Genomic DNA, 15,158 nt, shown 5'->3' with positions numbered 1-15,158 from the left:
GATCAGCTTTGGGGCGATCAGCGTCAAGCCGTTTTGAAAGCCTGTCAAATGATCGAATCGTGTATGCTTGCTGCGACTATGCAATCTGACGTTGGTAGAGCGGAACTGCAAAGGAAAGCGGATAAGTTGGAGCAGCGGATTCTGAACCTGGGCCAAATGCGAGCAGACGGCGAGCTGACAAAGGAACAGTATCAAAAACTGTATGCTCAAGCCACAAAAGAGCTGGAGGCGCTGCAAGGTAAGATGGGCGGCCAACCAAATGAGCCGGAAAACGTAAATGGCTTTGATCTGGATAAGATAAAAAAGGGCCTTTCTCAAATGGTTGACATCTCCACACCAAAGATTTCAGAAGAACTGATCGAGGAATTCGTCGAAGTGGTTACGCCCGTTGAAAACCATCATTATCGTTGGAAAATGAGCTTTGGTGAAACCAAAACAGCTCAGGAGCGCAGCAATCTTCTGGAACCCGAAAATCCTCCGGTGCTGGCATTCACGATAGACTTCGAGACGGCCCGCAAATTTCGATACGCAAATGGCCTGCCTCGCCAATTCCGCAAGCGTGATTGGAACGATTTGATCGTTGAAGTGTATCTGTAATTCAAACAAGTGGGTATAAAACAAAAACAAGCGCACCGTCATAGACGGTGCGCTTGCTTATTCAAATGTGGTTTTTCGTCGCTGTTATGCGATTACTTCTCCATCGCACGGGGTGCTTTAATAGCAGCCTGTGCAGCAGCCAGACGAGCGATCGGAACGCGGAATGGCGAGCAGGATACATAGGTCAGACCTGCTTTGTGGCAGAATTCAACGGAGGACGGATCGCCGCCGTGCTCGCCACAGATACCCAGTTTGATGTCAGGACGGGTCTGACGACCGAGGTCACAAGCCATCTTCACCAGTTTGCCAACACCGTTCTGGTCGAGTTTTGCAAATGGATCGAACTCGTAGATCTTCTTGTCATAGTAGTAGCCAAGGAACTTGCCAGCGTCGTCACGGCTGAAGCCGAAGGTCATCTGGGTCAGGTCGTTGGTACCGAAGGAGAAGAATTCAGCTTCTTTTGCAATCTCATCAGCGGTAACAGCTGCACGAGGAATCTCGATCATGGTACCAACTTTGTAATGGAGGTTGACACCTTCCTGAGCGATGATTTCGTCAGCAACCTTGCAGACGATGGATTTAACGTAAGCCAGCTCTTTTACTTCGCCGACCAGTGGGATCATGATTTCTGGAACGATCTCCCAGTCAGGATGTTTCTTGCTGACATTGATCGCTGCACGGATAACAGCGGTGGTCTGCATCTCAGCAATTTCTGGATAGGAAACAGCCAGACGGCAGCCGCGGTGACCCATCATTGGGTTAAACTCGTGCAGGGAAGCGATAACATTGTTGATCTCTTCAACGGAGATGTTCATCTCTTCGGACAGTTCTTTTACCTCAGCTTCGGTGTGTGGAACAAACTCGTGGAGCGGTGGATCGAGGAAGCGGATGGTAACAGGAAGTCCCTGCATTGCCTCGTAGATCGCCTCAAAGTCGCCCTGCTGCATGGGGAGCAGTTTTGCAAGAGCGGTTCTTCTCTGTTCCTCTGTCTTGGAGAGGATCATTTCACGAACTGCTTTGATTCTGACACCGTCAAAGAACATATGTTCGGTACGGCAAAGACCGATACCCTGAGCGCCAAAAGCAAGAGCCTGTGCAGCATCCTTTGGAGTATCTGCATTGGTGCGAACCTGCAGCTGTCTTGCTTCATCAGCCCAGCCCATCAGACGGCCAAAGTCGCCGGAAACGGAAGCAGCAACGGTTGGAATTGCTTCTGCGTAGATCTTACCGGTGGAGCCATCCAGGGAGATGTAATCGCCGCGGCAGATCTTCTTGCCGCCCAGCTCGAAGTAACCATCTTCATCGTGCATTACGATGTCGCCGCAGCCGGATACACAGCAGGTACCCATACCACGAGCAACAACTGCTGCGTGAGAGGTCATACCGCCGCGAACGGTCAGGATGCCCTGTGCATAGTTCATACCTTCGATATCTTCAGGAGAGGTCTCCAGACGAACCAGAACAACCTTCTCACCTTTCTTGCCTTCTTCGGTTGCTTCTTCAGCAGTAAATACAACTTTACCGCAAGCAGCACCTGGGGAAGCAGCCAGACCGGTGCCGATCTCTTTGGCAGCTTTCAGAGCTTTTGCATCAAACTGTGGGTGGAGCAGAGCATCCAGCTGTTTTGGCTCTACCATGCAGACAGCTTCTTCTTTTGTAATCATGCCTTCGTCAACGAGGTCGCAGGCAATCTTGATAGCAGCGGTAGCAGTTCTCTTACCATTTCTGGTCTGGAGCATATAGAGTTTGCCGTTTTCGATGGTGAACTCCATATCCTGCATATCTCTGTAGTGGGTTTCCAGGTTATGAGCAACCTCACAGAACTGGTTGTAAACTTCCGGCATGATGTCCTTAAGTTCATCAATGTGCTGTGGGGTACGTACGCCGGCAACAACGTCCTCGCCCTGTGCATTGACAAGGAACTCGCCGAACAGTTTGTTTTCGCCGGTTGCTGGGTCACGGGTGAAGGCTACGCCGGTACCGGAGGTGTTGCCGGTATTGCCGAATACCATCATCTGTACGTTAACAGCGGTGCCCCAGGAGGATGGGATGTCGTTCATTCTTCTGTAGTAGATTGCACGTGGGTTATCCCAGGAGCGGAATACAGCTTTGACAGCGCCCATCAGTTGTTCTTTTGGATCCTGTGGGAAGTCGGTGCCTTTCTGCTCTTTGTAGTAGGCTTTGAATCTGACAACCATCTCTTTGAGGTCATCTGCATCCAGTTCGGTATCCAGTTTAACGCCTTTTGCAGCTTTCATCTCGTCGATGATTACCTCGAAGTTGTGTTTTGGAACTTCCATTACAACGTCGGAGTACATCTGGATGAAACGGCGGTAGGAATCGTAGGCAAAACGCTCGTTGTCTGTCAGTTTTGCAAAGCCCTCAACAACTTCGTCATTCAGGCCCAGGTTGAGGATGGTGTCCATCATACCAGGCATGGAAGCTCTTGCACCGGAACGAACCGATACCAGCAGAGGGTTGTTGACATCACCGAATTTTTTGCCGGCGATTTCTTCGAGTTTGCCCAGATATTCAAAGATCTGTTCTTCAATCTCAGGGTTGATCTGTTTGCCATCTTCATAATACTGGGTGCAAGCTTCGGTAGTGATAGTGAAGCCCTGTGGAACAGGCATTCCCAGAACGGTCATTTCTGCAAGGTTTGCACCTTTGCCGCCGAGCAGCTCACGCATTTTTGCGTTGCCTTCAGAGAAGGCATAAACAAATTTCTTATTCAATTCAGGCTACCTCCCAAAAATAAAGTACAGTTTTATGAACATACAGTTTTGTTGTATGAACAAAATGATCCGAAAAGACATACAACCTGCCTTTTCCAATATTATATCAAATAAAATTTCACAATACCAGACTTCTTTTATAAAATTTACATAAAAAAATTCGGATGTTTTTTTATACAAAAAGAACCTTCCTGATTAAAAACTTGGGATTCAGGACCAATATATTGACAAATTTTTATCAAAACGACTAAACCATCTGGAAACCACGTCGAAGTGGACAAAAGCGATGGAAAAATTTTATACAAAATTATAACAGCCTCTGGAATTCGCTGTTCAGCTTGAATTTTTTGACGGTGGATTTTATAATATAGGACAGGAGAAGAGCAGACCGTGTACAATATTGAAACCGGATGGGAGTGATTAACAATGCAAAAAAGTTGTGCAATTATTCTGGCAGCAGGACAGGGCGCCAGAATGAAATCAAAATACCCCAAAGCAATGTGTGAAGTGCTGTTTAAGCCGATGATCTGCTGGGTGACCGACTGGTGCAAAAAGGCGGGCATCGAAAAGATCTGTGTCGTAATCGGCGAAGGCGGAGAGCATATTCAGAAGGTGCTGCCGGAGGGATGTATTACTGTTGAGCAGGCACAGCGCAAGGGAACAGGCCACGCTGTCATGATGGCAAGCGATTTTATCGCGGAGAATATCGACTGTGATATCGCGGTGCTCAATGCGGATGCACCATTTGTCAGCGATGCAGTGCTCACCCAGTCTTTGGAGCAGCACCGCAGACAGCAGGCGGCGGTCACGGTGGTCACCGCGAACCTGGATAAACCTGATGGCTACGGCAGAATTGTGCGTGAGGATGGACAGGTCGTCGGTATTGTGGAGGACAGAGATGCAGACTGTCAGCAGAAGAAGATCAGCGAGGTCAATTCCGGTGCATACTGGTTCTCGGCGGCATTTTTGCAGGATGCACTGACCAAAATCGACTGCAACAACAGCCAGCACGAATACTACCTGACCGATACCGTTAAAATTGCGTTTGAACAGGGTAAAAAGGTAGAGGCCTGCTGCTGTGAGGATCAAAATCTGGTGCTGGGAGCAAACGACAGAGCCGGATTGTTAAGATTAAATGAAATCGCCAACAAAATTGTGGTTGACAGACTTTTGGAAGATGGTGTAAACTTCTATTGTATGGATGGAATTGTGATCTCGCCGGACGCTGTAGTCGGCAGAGACACCACCATCGCTCCAGGAACCCAGCTCAAAGGTGCAGTCGTGATCGGAGAGGACTGTGTGATCGGTCCGAACACCATCATCGAAAACAGCCAGATCGGGGACGGATGCCAGATTCATTCTTCGCTGATTGAACAGTCGAAGGTGGGCAACGGCGTGCGCATCGGTCCAAACAGCCATCTGCGCCCGAACAGTGTGCTGGCAGACGGAGTCAAGATCGGCAACTTTGTCGAAATTAAAAACTCCACATTGGGCGAAAAGACCAGTGTGGCACATCTGACCTATATCGGCGATTCCGACTTTGGTTCGCACATCAATGTCGGCTGCGGTGTGGTCACCGTCAACTATAACGGCTACCGCAAATTCAGAAGCACCGTCGACGATCACGCCTTTATCGGCTGCAACACAAACCTTGTTTCGCCGGTTCATGTGGGAGAAAACGCCTACATTGCCGCCGGCTCCACCATCACCGGCGATGTCGGTGCACAGGATCTGGCGATTGCACGCGCACGCCAGGTAAACAAACCAGGCTGGGCAGCCCAGTATCGTGAAAAACAGCTGGAAGAAAAGGCCGGAGAGAAAAAGTAAATTTTATTTTGTATCGTACAGTCCCTGGTGTCGGTATTCCGATGCAGACGGACTGTTTAACGGCATAACGCCGGATATTCTTTAGAGAGTCTAAAGAGGATGAAAAGGTGGGCGGAGAATACTCTGCCGAGAAAAGTAAGGGGAGTCAAAAAAGAAATGAATTTGCATGGTAAGGATATCAAAATCTTCACTGCTAATTCCAATCCGAAAGTAGCGGCTGAAATTGCGGCTTGTCTGGGTCTTCCGGTAGGCAAAAGCGAAGTAAAAACATTTTCTGACGGCGAGATCGCTGTCTCCATCCAGGAATCCGTTCGTGGTTCGGATGTTTTCGTAGTACAGTCTACCTGCACACCAGTTAACGACAATCTGATGGAACTGCTCATCATGATTGATGCTTTCAAACGTGCATCCGCTGGTCGTGTTACCGCAGTTATGCCATACTTTGGTTATGCAAGACAGGACAGAAAAGCAAAGGCAAGAGATCCGATCTCTGCAAAGCTGGTTGCAGACCTGATCACTGCTGCCGGTGCTGACCGCGTTCTGACCATGGACCTGCATGCAGCACAGATCCAGGGCTTCTTCGACATTCCGGTTGACCACCTGCTGGGCGTGCCGATCATGATCCCACACTTCATCGAGAAGATCGGCGACGAGCATTCGATCTACACCGTTGTTTCTCCAGACCTTGGTTCTGTAACAAGAGCAAGAAAGTTTGCTGAACGCTGCGATGTTCCGCTGGCAATCATCGACAAGAGAAGACCAAAGGCAAACGTCTGCGAAGTTATGAACATCATCGGTGATGTTCGTGACAGAAAGGTCATCATCGTTGACGATATGATCGATACCGCAGGAACCCTGTGCAATGCAGCAAACGCACTGGTTGAAATCGGCGGTGCAAAAGAAGTTATCGCCTGTGCAACTCACGGTGTTCTGTCCGGTCCGGCACTGGAAAGAATCGAAAAGAGCGCACTCAAAGAGGTTGTTCTGCTGGATACCATTCCGCTGCCAGAGAACTGCAACTGCAGCAAGATCACTCAGCTGCCGGTTGCTCCGGTCTTTGCAGAAGCAATCGAGAGAATCTATCAGGACAAACCAGTTTCTCCTCTGTTTGTTTAATCGTTTTATCGACGGCAAAAATAAAAGGGCAGGTAGCATTACCTGCCCTTTTCCGGCGTAAAGGGGAAAATGCGACAAAAACAGCTGTTGCGGCGATTTTGCAGAAGGTGTATGATGAAGACGGCAGATCGCCAAGGTTTGATGGGAAAAGGAACGAGAGAGTTTGAAAGAGTATATTTGCTATTGTGATGAGGTCACAAGGGAGGATATCCTGGAAGCGATTGCACAGGGAGCACGCACACTGCGCGACGTCAAGCGGATGACAGGAGCGATGACCCACTGTGACTGCAAAAACAAAAATCCAAAGGGAACGTGATGTTCGGCAGATATTATGCGGGTGCTGAAGGAAGGATTGTCCCAGCTCCCCAGATAGCTCTGTTTGGAAAACAGCATGTTGTGAGAGGAAAATAGAACAAGTGGGCAGGCCGGCCACAGGCCCCTATCAGCAGATGGGGGTCTGTGGTTGTCCTGCCCTGTTGCCGACCTCCGAAGAAAGAGGTCAGAACAGAGAAAGGAAGCGTTTGTATGTACGATATTTTTGAAAAGCTCAAAACATTAAACAGCAAACAGGCAGTGACCGGAACACCGGAATTTCTGGTGGTAGGACTGGGAAACCCAGAACCAAAGTATGATACCACCCGCCACAATGCCGGATTTATGGCAGTGGACCGCATCGCAGAAAAAAACGGCTGCCGAATCAACCAGCTGAAATTCAAATCGCTGTATGGCATGTGCGAAATTGAAGGCAAAAAGGTGATGCTGTTAAAGCCATCTACCTATATGAACAACTCCGGTGAGGCCGTTCGCGAAGCCAGCGCCTTTTATAAAATCCCGCCGGAAAAGATCATCGTCATCTTTGACGATGTGTCGCTGGATGTAGGCAAAATGCGCATCCGCCGCAAGGGAAGCGATGGCGGACACAACGGCATCAAGAGCATCATCTATTTAAACGGCAGCGACCAGTTCCCGCGCATCAAGATCGGCGTGGGCAAAAAGCCGCATCCCGACTACGATCTGGCAGCCTGGGTGCTGGGACATTTTTCCGAGGAGGACCTCAAGGTACTCGACGGTGTGTTTGACAAAAGTTATGAGGCGGTCAGAGAGATTGTCAAGGGAAATATCGACCGCGCAATGAATCTCTTTAACTAACATTTGAAAAAATTGATAAAAAGGCGGGTGAAAAGAAATGAAACAGTTTTTATCTCTGATGAATGGGATGATGGAATATCGTCAGCTCTCCGATGCGCTGACCAATGGGCGCACGCCGGTTTCGGTGGTGGGAACAGCTGCGTCGCACAAAACGCACATGATTGCGTCGCTGGTCAGTGAACTGGACCGTCGTGCGCTGGTCGTTGTTCCTGACGAGAGCACTGCAATCCGCTTTGCAGCGGACCTGTCCACTCTGCTGGGAGAAAAGGTGCTGCATTTTCCGGCAAGGGATTATGTACTGCTGGATGTGGACGGTGCCTCGGGCGAATTTGAGCATCAGCGTCTGGGCGTGCTCAGTGCATTGGTGCGCAAGGAGGCAAGGGTTGTTGTTGCGTCGGTGGAGTCGGCCTGTGAGCGCACGCTGCCGGAGGAGAAACTCCGGCAGTCGATTCTGACCATCGACCAGGATGAATTGTACGATGCCGACCAGATCGTCAAGCAACTGGTGGCGATGGGCTACCAGCGCCGCGATCAGGTCGAGGGTATCTGTCAGTTTGCGCGCCGCGGCGGTATTCTGGATGTCTTTCCACCCGACCGCAGCGAACCGGTGCGCATCGAGTTTTGGGATGACAGCATCGACACGATGTCCACCTTCCAGGTGGATACCCAGCGCCGTCAGGATGCGATCGAGCGAGTCACCCTGCCTCCGGCAAGAGAGGTACTGTTTGACAGCCCTGAACAGCTTGTAAAGCTGCTGAGAACAAAGGCGGAAGAACAGAAGGGCAAGGTGGGACTGAAGGTCAAGGAGCATCTGGAAAAGGACATTGAACGGCTGGAAGGCGGTTTAAATCCGGTGAGCATCGACCGCTACCTGCCGATTCTGTATCAGCCGGCGACCATCCTCGACTATTATGAGAAGGAAGCCATGACCTTTTTGTGCGAGCCGGTTTCGTGCAGAGAAAACTTTGGCAATGCGATGGCACAGCATCATGAGGACGTCAAACTGCTGTTGGAGGACGGCGTACTGTTTCGCGGATGCAGCGTGTTTTATGATGATTTTACCGACCTGTGCCGCGGATTGACCACCCATTCCGGTGTGTTGATGGACACCTTTACCCGCTCTCTGAGCGAGGTGCCGGTCAAGGAACTGGTACAGGTGACGGCGTCGCAGCTTTCCACCTGGAGCGGTGAATATGCCATCCTCAAGGACGATGTCGAAGATTATATGAAAACAGGCTTTGCCTGTGTCATCTTTGCAGGAACGCCGAGAGGCGCACAGGCGCTGGTTTCCGATTTGCAGCACGACTTTTCGGCGCAGCTGGTGCAGGATGTGTCCGCCATCGTACCTGGAACGGTTTCGGTGGTGGAGGGCACGCTGTCGGCGGGAATGGAATATCCGCAGCTGAAGCTTGCCGTGCTCAGCCATACCCGTACAGCCAGCGGAAAAAAGAAGCTGTCCAAGCAGAAAAAGGGCGTCAACATCAAGAATATCTCCGACTTGAATGTGGGAGATTATGTGGTTCATGTTTCCCACGGTATCGGCATCTTTGAGGGAATTGTCAAGCGGGATATTCATGGCGTGGTCAAGGACTATATTAAAATCCGTTATGCCGGCAGCGATATGCTGTTTGTGCCGGTCAACCAGCTCGACCTGGTGACCCGATATGTCGGTGCAAAAGAGGACAGCATCGTCAAACTGAATAAGCTCAACTCCGCCGAGTGGGCAAAGACCCGTGCCCGCGTCAAAAAGGCGGTCAAAGATATGGCTGACGAGCTCATCAAACTGTATGCGCAGCGTGCGGCCTCTAAAGGCTATGCCTTTGGACAGGACACCGACTGGCAGAACGACTTTGAACGACGCTTCCCCTATGATGAAACTGACGACCAGCTGCGGTGTATTCAGGAGATCAAGGACGACATGGAAAAGCCGGTGCCGATGGACCGGTTATTGTGCGGAGACGTCGGCTTTGGCAAGACCGAGGTCGCGATTCGTGCAGCCTTCAAGTGTGTGATGGACGGCAAGCAGTGTGCCGTATTGGTGCCTACCACCATTCTGGCATGGCAGCACTATCAGACCTTCCGCAAGCGCATGGAAGGCTTCCCGATCAAGGTGGATATCCTGTCAAGGTTCCGCACTCCAAGGGAGCAGGAGCAGGTGCTGGAGGAACTGCGCCGCGGAGAAATCGACATTGTGGTGGGTACCCATCGTCTGGTACAGAAGGATGTCAAGTTTAAGGATCTGGGACTGTGCATCATCGACGAGGAACAGCGCTTCGGCGTCAAACACAAGGAGACCTTTAAGGAGATGCGCAGCAACGTCGATGTGCTGACCTTGTCGGCGACACCAATTCCAAGGACACTGAATATGGCGATGTCAGGCATCCGCGACATGTCTACCATCGAGGAGGCGCCGCAGGACCGTCAGCCGGTACAGACCTACGTCATGGAGCATGACTGGGGAATCCTGACCCAGGCGATGAACAAGGAGCTTCGCCGCGGCGGACAGGTGTTCTATCTGCACAATCGCGTTGAAACCATCGACCGCTGTGCCGCTACCATCCAGCACTACCTCCCCGATGCGGTGGTTGTTGTTGCCCACGGCAAGATGAGCGAGGAGCAGCTCTCCAAGGTATGGAAGCGGTTGATCGACCATGAGATCGACATTCTGGTCTGCACCACCATCATCGAAACCGGTGTGGACGTTTCCAACTGCAATACACTTATCATCGAGGATGCCGACCGGCTGGGACTGTCCCAGCTGTATCAGATTCGCGGACGTGTGGGACGTTCCAGCCGTCGCGCTTTTGCCTATCTGACGGTGACAAAGGGCAAGGCACTGACCGACGTTGCGACCAAGCGACTGGAGGCTATCCGCGAGTTTACCACCTTCGGCTCCGGTTTCCGCATTGCAATGCGCGACCTGGAGATCCGCGGCGCAGGCAACATTCTGGGAGCGCAGCAGCACGGTCACATGGAAGCGGTCGGTTATGAGATGTATCTGAAGATGCTCTCCGACGCCGTAGCGATTGCCAAGGGCGAAAAGCCGGATACCCAGACCACCGAGTGTCTGGTGGATATCCGCATCGGTGCGCATATCCCTGAGGATTATATCGAGAGCTTGTCGCAGCGCATTGATATCTACAAGAAGATTGCTTCGATCGAGAATGAAGGAGATGCACTGGACATCACCGACGAGCTGATCGACCGCTTCGGCGATCCGCCGGAAGCAGTCAAGGGACTGATCGACGTTTCTCTGCTGAGAAACACCGCCGCTGCCCAGGGCATCAAGGAAATTTCTCAGCGGGCAGACAGCCTGCTGCTCTATCCTGAGGTGGTGGATATGGAGAAGGCCAGCCGTCTGGCATCGGCGCTCAAGGGCAGAGTAATGCTCAATGCCGGTACCAAGCCTTATCTGACCGTCAAGGTGGCCAAGGGCGAAAAACCGCTGGACACCATGCGTCTGGCGCTGGGAATCATGGCCGGAGAAAATCTGACCGCCGGAAAATAGAACCAGAAGCTTGTTTTCAGTCCGTTCATGACTTTTGTAGCTTGTGGGTGTATAATAACAGGGAATTTGCGCAGAGAAGGAGTCTTGCGCAGAAACTGAAAATCTAGGGAGGAAAACCGGATGAATTTGTTAAAGAAATGTGCTGCTGTACTGCTGACGGGAGCGATGGTGCTTTCGCTGGCAGGATGCGGCTCTGATAGCGACTGGATCATGAAAAGCGGAGAGCTGACCATGCCGGTGGGTGTGTATGTCAACAGCCTGCTGGAAAACTATTATGTTGCCAGCGCGATGGTGGAGGACAAAGACGCAGATGTACTGTCCCAGACAGTGGAAGGCAAGGATGCATCGCAGTGGATCATCGACGAAAGCCTCAAGACCGTCTATGAAAACATGGGCATCTACGCAAAATTTGAGGAGATGGGTCTGGAGCTGTCCGAGCAGGAGCTGGCTACCTGTGAGTCCAAGGCAGCTTCCTACTATCAGCAGGCACAGGAAAATCTGAAGAAGAACAACATCACCCAGGAAGATCTGGAAATGATGTATCAGCTGACCTACATGAAGGTGGATCTGTTCAATGCGCTGTACGGTGAAGGCGGAACCGAGGAGATTCCAGAGGAAGAGCTTCGCCAGTACTATGAGGACAACTACATCAAGATGGCAGTAGAAGGCTTCCAGCTGCCGGATGAACTGGCTTCCGATGCCTCCGAAGAAGAAAAACAGGAGTATCAGGAACAGCTTGAACAGACCAGAGCAGAAGCAGAGAAACTGTATCAGCAGGCTCAGCAGGGCGCAGCAGAAGGAAAGAGCTGGGATGAGGTACTCAATGAGTACAAGAGCATCGACCCTGAGACCGGTGAAAAGGACGAGAGCTATGATATGAGCTCCTCCAATTACCGTCTGCTGGATACAGCAACCACCACTCTCAACAGCGAAGTCATCACTGCGCTGAAGAATGCAAAACAGGGAGAGGTCATCTTCATTGAAGCACAGACCATGCTGGCCGTTGGTGCAACTACCGACATCAATGCAGACCCGACCGATTATGAGTTTGTAGTCGATATGATTCGCCATGCCATCAAGGACGAGGAATTTTCTCAGGAGATGCAGCAGCTGGCACAGGGAGAAGGCTTTACCCTCAACGAGCAGGCACTGGAAACCTATTCTCCACATAAGATCACAACCATGTAATAAAACACAGAAAAGGACCGCGATTTCTCTGGAAAGCGGTCCTTTTCTGTGTTTTCAACAAAGATGGGGACCAAATTTATATGAATGATTCTTTAAATTTTTTTGCCCCTTCTTCCACAAACGTACTTTTTTATGGTATAATAAGCGGGAATAGCTGTGCCGAATATGGACACAGCCAAAAACAAATCTTCTCAGATTAATAAACAGCTCAAAAAATAAAGATGTAAGGGATGAAGATGTATGAAAGATAGAATCGGACAATCCGGCAGCAACAAAACCAACAGAGGGGCATCGGGCTCTTCCTCCAAGCTCCCACTGATCATCGGCGGCGTTATCGTCGTTGCGCTGATCGCAGGAGGTGCGTGGTTCTTCCTGAAAGGCGGAGAGCAGGGCGGCGAAACCAAGGAACCGGTCGCTGCTTCGGGCATCTCCTATCCGGCAAACACCCAGCCGGTTTCGGAGGAAGAACAGGCGATGGAGGATGTTATCCTCAGTGCCAAAGGCCAGAAGGTGCCGACAGTGACACAGCTGGTGGACCTGGTAGCGATCAATCAGCTGACCGGAACACTGGAATCCTCCGGTGATGGAAAAAATGCAAATGTAGCAGCAACACTGGAGACCGAGTCCCTTGCACAGAAGGCGGCAGATTTTAAGGCATCCACCAACGATGATACCATCGGTTGGATCAGAATTCCAAACACCAACGTCGACTATGCTGTTGTTTACAAAGCAGGCCGCGAAAACTATGCTTACTATGAAGCACTGGGTTACGACAAGAATTACAGCAAGGACGGCGTTATCTGGGCGGACTATGAGTGTACCTTCCCAGAACTGTCTTCCAACACCATCCTGTACGGACATAACTGGCACAACATTTACACTCCTCGCACCATGGAGAACATGCAGAGCAACGACACCATGTTTGCGCAGGTGATGAGCTATCACTATACCGATTTTGCACAGGAAAATCCGTTTATCTACTTCTCCACCACCGAGAAGGACTATGTGTTCCAGGTATTTGCAGCGTTCTATACCGATCTGGCATTCGAGTATAACTATGCAAATATGAGCCAGGAGGACTTCCAGAAGGTCATTGCAGAGGCAAAGGCAAAGAGCCAGTCCAACTACAATGTACCGGTAACCACCGAGGACCACATCCTGACCCTGTCCACCTGTACCAGAATGTACGGCAACACTGAAAATCAGCGCTTTGTCGTCATGGCAAAACTGGTATCGGAGGGCACACCTTCGACCACAATCAGCACTCATTCCAATCCAATCGCATACAATGCAAGCGTTGAAGGCTAACAGCTGAAATAAAAAACAAACAGCCCATTCCCAACAGGGAATGGGCTGTTTGTTTTGAGAGGAGGGGTGTTTATTCGACAAGGGAGGCCGGATCGACATATTCACCGTTTTGTTTGACGTCAAAATGCAGATGCGGCTCCAACGAGAGTTCACATGGAATTTCGCCGACCGAACCGATAGGCTGTCCGGCAGTGACGGTGGCCTGTTCTTCCACCAGAACGTCGTCACCAAGACCGGCGTAGGTCAGCACATAATCACCGGAACTTACCTCGACAACGTTGCCCCACATCGGGTCATTGCGGATGTCGGTGACCGTTCCGTCACAGGCTGACAGCACCGAGGTGCCCAATGCAGCGCTGATGTCCAGGCCGTTGTGGGTGCGCCAGTCGCCCAGCGTTTCGTTTTTGACCAGCATGTCACCGCTGAAAGGGGTAATTTCTGCGCCGCTGACCGGCAGGCTCAGAGCAAAATCGGCGGAGACAGACGGCTCTTCGGGCTGCGTGGAAGCTTCGGCGGAAGGCTGCTGCGTTTCGGACGATGCCGGCTGCGCAGAGGAAGGCTCGGCATCCGCAGAGGAAGGCTGCTGCTGTGAAGAAGTCTGAGAAGAGGCCTCTGGTTCTGGGTCGGAGGTTTCTGACTGGAAGGTTTCGTCCAGCTGATCGGCCAGCGAAGCCGAGGAACTGTCCTCCTGCGGCACATTGTCCACCTTTTGCTCCGCAGGCTGGGTGTCGATTTCTTCCTGCTGTGCCTGTGGAGTTTGGTTTAAAGGGGTTGCTTCGATATTTTCAATGGTTTTGTCGACGGCGACCCAGGCTGCAGCGCCTGCGCCTGCCAGACAGACGGCCAGGGCAAGATAAAATCCCTTGCCGGAGATAAATTTCTGGAATCCGTTGCTCATGGTATTCAATCCTTTCCATAGGTAAGATGATTTCCTCTGACTGTATTTTGTACCGTCCATTGCCTTTTATGCCCGATGGCGAAATTTTTTATAAAGTGGTTTCATAACGCCTGTCAATTCGCGCAGACCGATCAGCAGCAGAAAGACGCCGAAGGCTTTTTGAAGCAATGCAGGGTCCAGACGATTGGACAGCAGGCTGCCCAGAATGCCGCCGAGAACGCCGCCGGCAATGCAGCCAGGGAGCAGCGACAGCTCGACCAGTCCGTGCTTGCGATGCAGCCAGAGCGAAAGTGCCGCAGTGGGAACAAAGAGCAGAAGGTTGAGCGACTGCATCTGTGGCTGGCTGAGCGTGGAGAAAAACGAAAGGTATAACAGAAGCACCGTTCCGCCGCCAAGGCCCATCGAGGCGACCACCGAGGCGGCAAAGACAGCTGCCAGAGAGAACAGAGAAACCGACATAACATTCCTCCTCAGCGAATCAGAATCCGCACAGCGCTGTACAAAATTACGAGCGAAAACAACAGCTTGAGTGCGGTGACAGGTATTTTTTGCAGGCACCAGGAGCCGCATACCGATCCGAGCAGGGCAGGAACAACGAAGGGAAGTGCCTGCCCGATCTGCAGGTTGCCGTGCAGTCCATAGACAACCAGGCTGACCAGTGACAGCGGAAGGATCAGTGCAAGGCTGGTGGCATGGGACTGACGAGAAGAAAGTCCCTTTTTTTCAAGCAATGCGACCGCCAGAATCCCGCCGCCGGAGCCAAAAAAGCCGTTGAGCAGCCCGATGAGCAGTCCAAACCAGAACAGCAGAAGATCACCTCCAATCAAAAAAA

General features: G+C 51.3%; 11 protein-coding genes and 1 pseudogene. 8 read left to right on the top strand and 4 right to left on the bottom strand.

Features of this window, described 5'->3' with window-relative positions; translation table 11 throughout:
* Positions 1-597: pseudogene (locus Q0L39_RS07040) on the top strand (recombinase family protein); the annotation flags it as partial.
* A 92-nt stretch (positions 598-689) separates the two neighbouring features.
* Here Q0L39_RS07040 and ppdK read toward each other — a convergent pair.
* Positions 690-3,332: a pyruvate, phosphate dikinase gene (ppdK, locus tag Q0L39_RS07035; protein WP_296627875.1), complete on the bottom strand. Its 2,643-nt coding sequence runs from the start codon at positions 3,330-3,332 to the stop codon at positions 690-692.
* Positions 3,333-3,758: 426 nt separating this feature from the next.
* Here ppdK and glmU point away from each other — a divergent pair, with 426 nt between their 5' ends.
* From glmU to Q0L39_RS07000, 7 genes are all read left to right on the top strand, one after another.
* Positions 3,759-5,159: a bifunctional UDP-N-acetylglucosamine diphosphorylase/glucosamine-1-phosphate N-acetyltransferase GlmU gene (gene glmU / locus Q0L39_RS07030; protein WP_296627873.1), complete on the top strand. Its 1,401-nt coding sequence runs from the start codon at positions 3,759-3,761 to the stop codon at positions 5,157-5,159.
* A gap of 156 nt (positions 5,160-5,315) precedes the next feature.
* Positions 5,316-6,275, top strand: a complete 960-nt coding sequence (locus Q0L39_RS07025; protein WP_296627871.1) for a ribose-phosphate pyrophosphokinase — start codon at positions 5,316-5,318, stop codon at positions 6,273-6,275.
* Positions 6,276-6,438: 163 nt separating this feature from the next.
* Positions 6,439-6,591: a (2Fe-2S)-binding protein gene (locus Q0L39_RS07020; RefSeq protein ID WP_296627869.1), complete on the top strand. Its 153-nt coding sequence runs from the start codon at positions 6,439-6,441 to the stop codon at positions 6,589-6,591.
* A gap of 209 nt (positions 6,592-6,800) precedes the next feature.
* Positions 6,801-7,424, top strand: coding sequence for an aminoacyl-tRNA hydrolase (gene pth / locus Q0L39_RS07015; protein ID WP_296627867.1), 624 nt, complete (start codon positions 6,801-6,803; stop codon positions 7,422-7,424).
* Positions 7,425-7,461: 37 nt separating this feature from the next.
* On the top strand, positions 7,462-10,932 hold the full coding sequence (gene mfd, locus Q0L39_RS07010; protein WP_296627865.1) for a transcription-repair coupling factor: 3,471 nt from the start codon (positions 7,462-7,464) through the stop codon (positions 10,930-10,932).
* A 120-nt stretch (positions 10,933-11,052) separates the two neighbouring features.
* Complete coding sequence (locus tag Q0L39_RS07005; RefSeq protein ID WP_296627863.1) at positions 11,053-12,120, top strand: hypothetical protein; 1,068 nt, start codon at positions 11,053-11,055, stop codon at positions 12,118-12,120.
* A gap of 240 nt (positions 12,121-12,360) precedes the next feature.
* On the top strand, positions 12,361-13,428 hold the full coding sequence (locus Q0L39_RS07000) for a sortase (RefSeq protein ID WP_296627860.1): 1,068 nt from the start codon (positions 12,361-12,363) through the stop codon (positions 13,426-13,428).
* 70 nt (positions 13,429-13,498) lie between these two features.
* On the opposite strand, the gene Q0L39_RS06995 is transcribed toward Q0L39_RS07000, so the two are convergent.
* The 3 genes from Q0L39_RS06995 to Q0L39_RS06985 all read right to left on the bottom strand — a co-directional run.
* Positions 13,499-14,326 (bottom strand): M23 family metallopeptidase, encoded by an 828-nt coding sequence (locus Q0L39_RS06995; protein WP_296627857.1) that lies wholly within the window; start codon positions 14,324-14,326, stop codon positions 13,499-13,501.
* A 66-nt stretch (positions 14,327-14,392) separates the two neighbouring features.
* Positions 14,393-14,785, bottom strand: coding sequence for a sulfite exporter TauE/SafE family protein (locus Q0L39_RS06990; RefSeq protein WP_296627855.1), 393 nt, complete (start codon positions 14,783-14,785; stop codon positions 14,393-14,395).
* An 11-nt stretch (positions 14,786-14,796) separates the two neighbouring features.
* A partial coding sequence (locus Q0L39_RS06985; protein WP_296627853.1) for a sulfite exporter TauE/SafE family protein occupies positions 14,797-15,158 on the bottom strand: 362 nt, incomplete at its 5' end.

The sequence above is a fragment of the uncultured Negativibacillus sp. genome (genome assembly GCF_944388365.1).
Taxonomy (GTDB): Bacteria; Bacillota; Clostridia; order Oscillospirales; family Ruminococcaceae; genus Negativibacillus.
The sequence above is the reverse complement of the archived record's forward strand: the minus strand, read 5'-3'. Positions and strand labels throughout refer to the sequence as shown.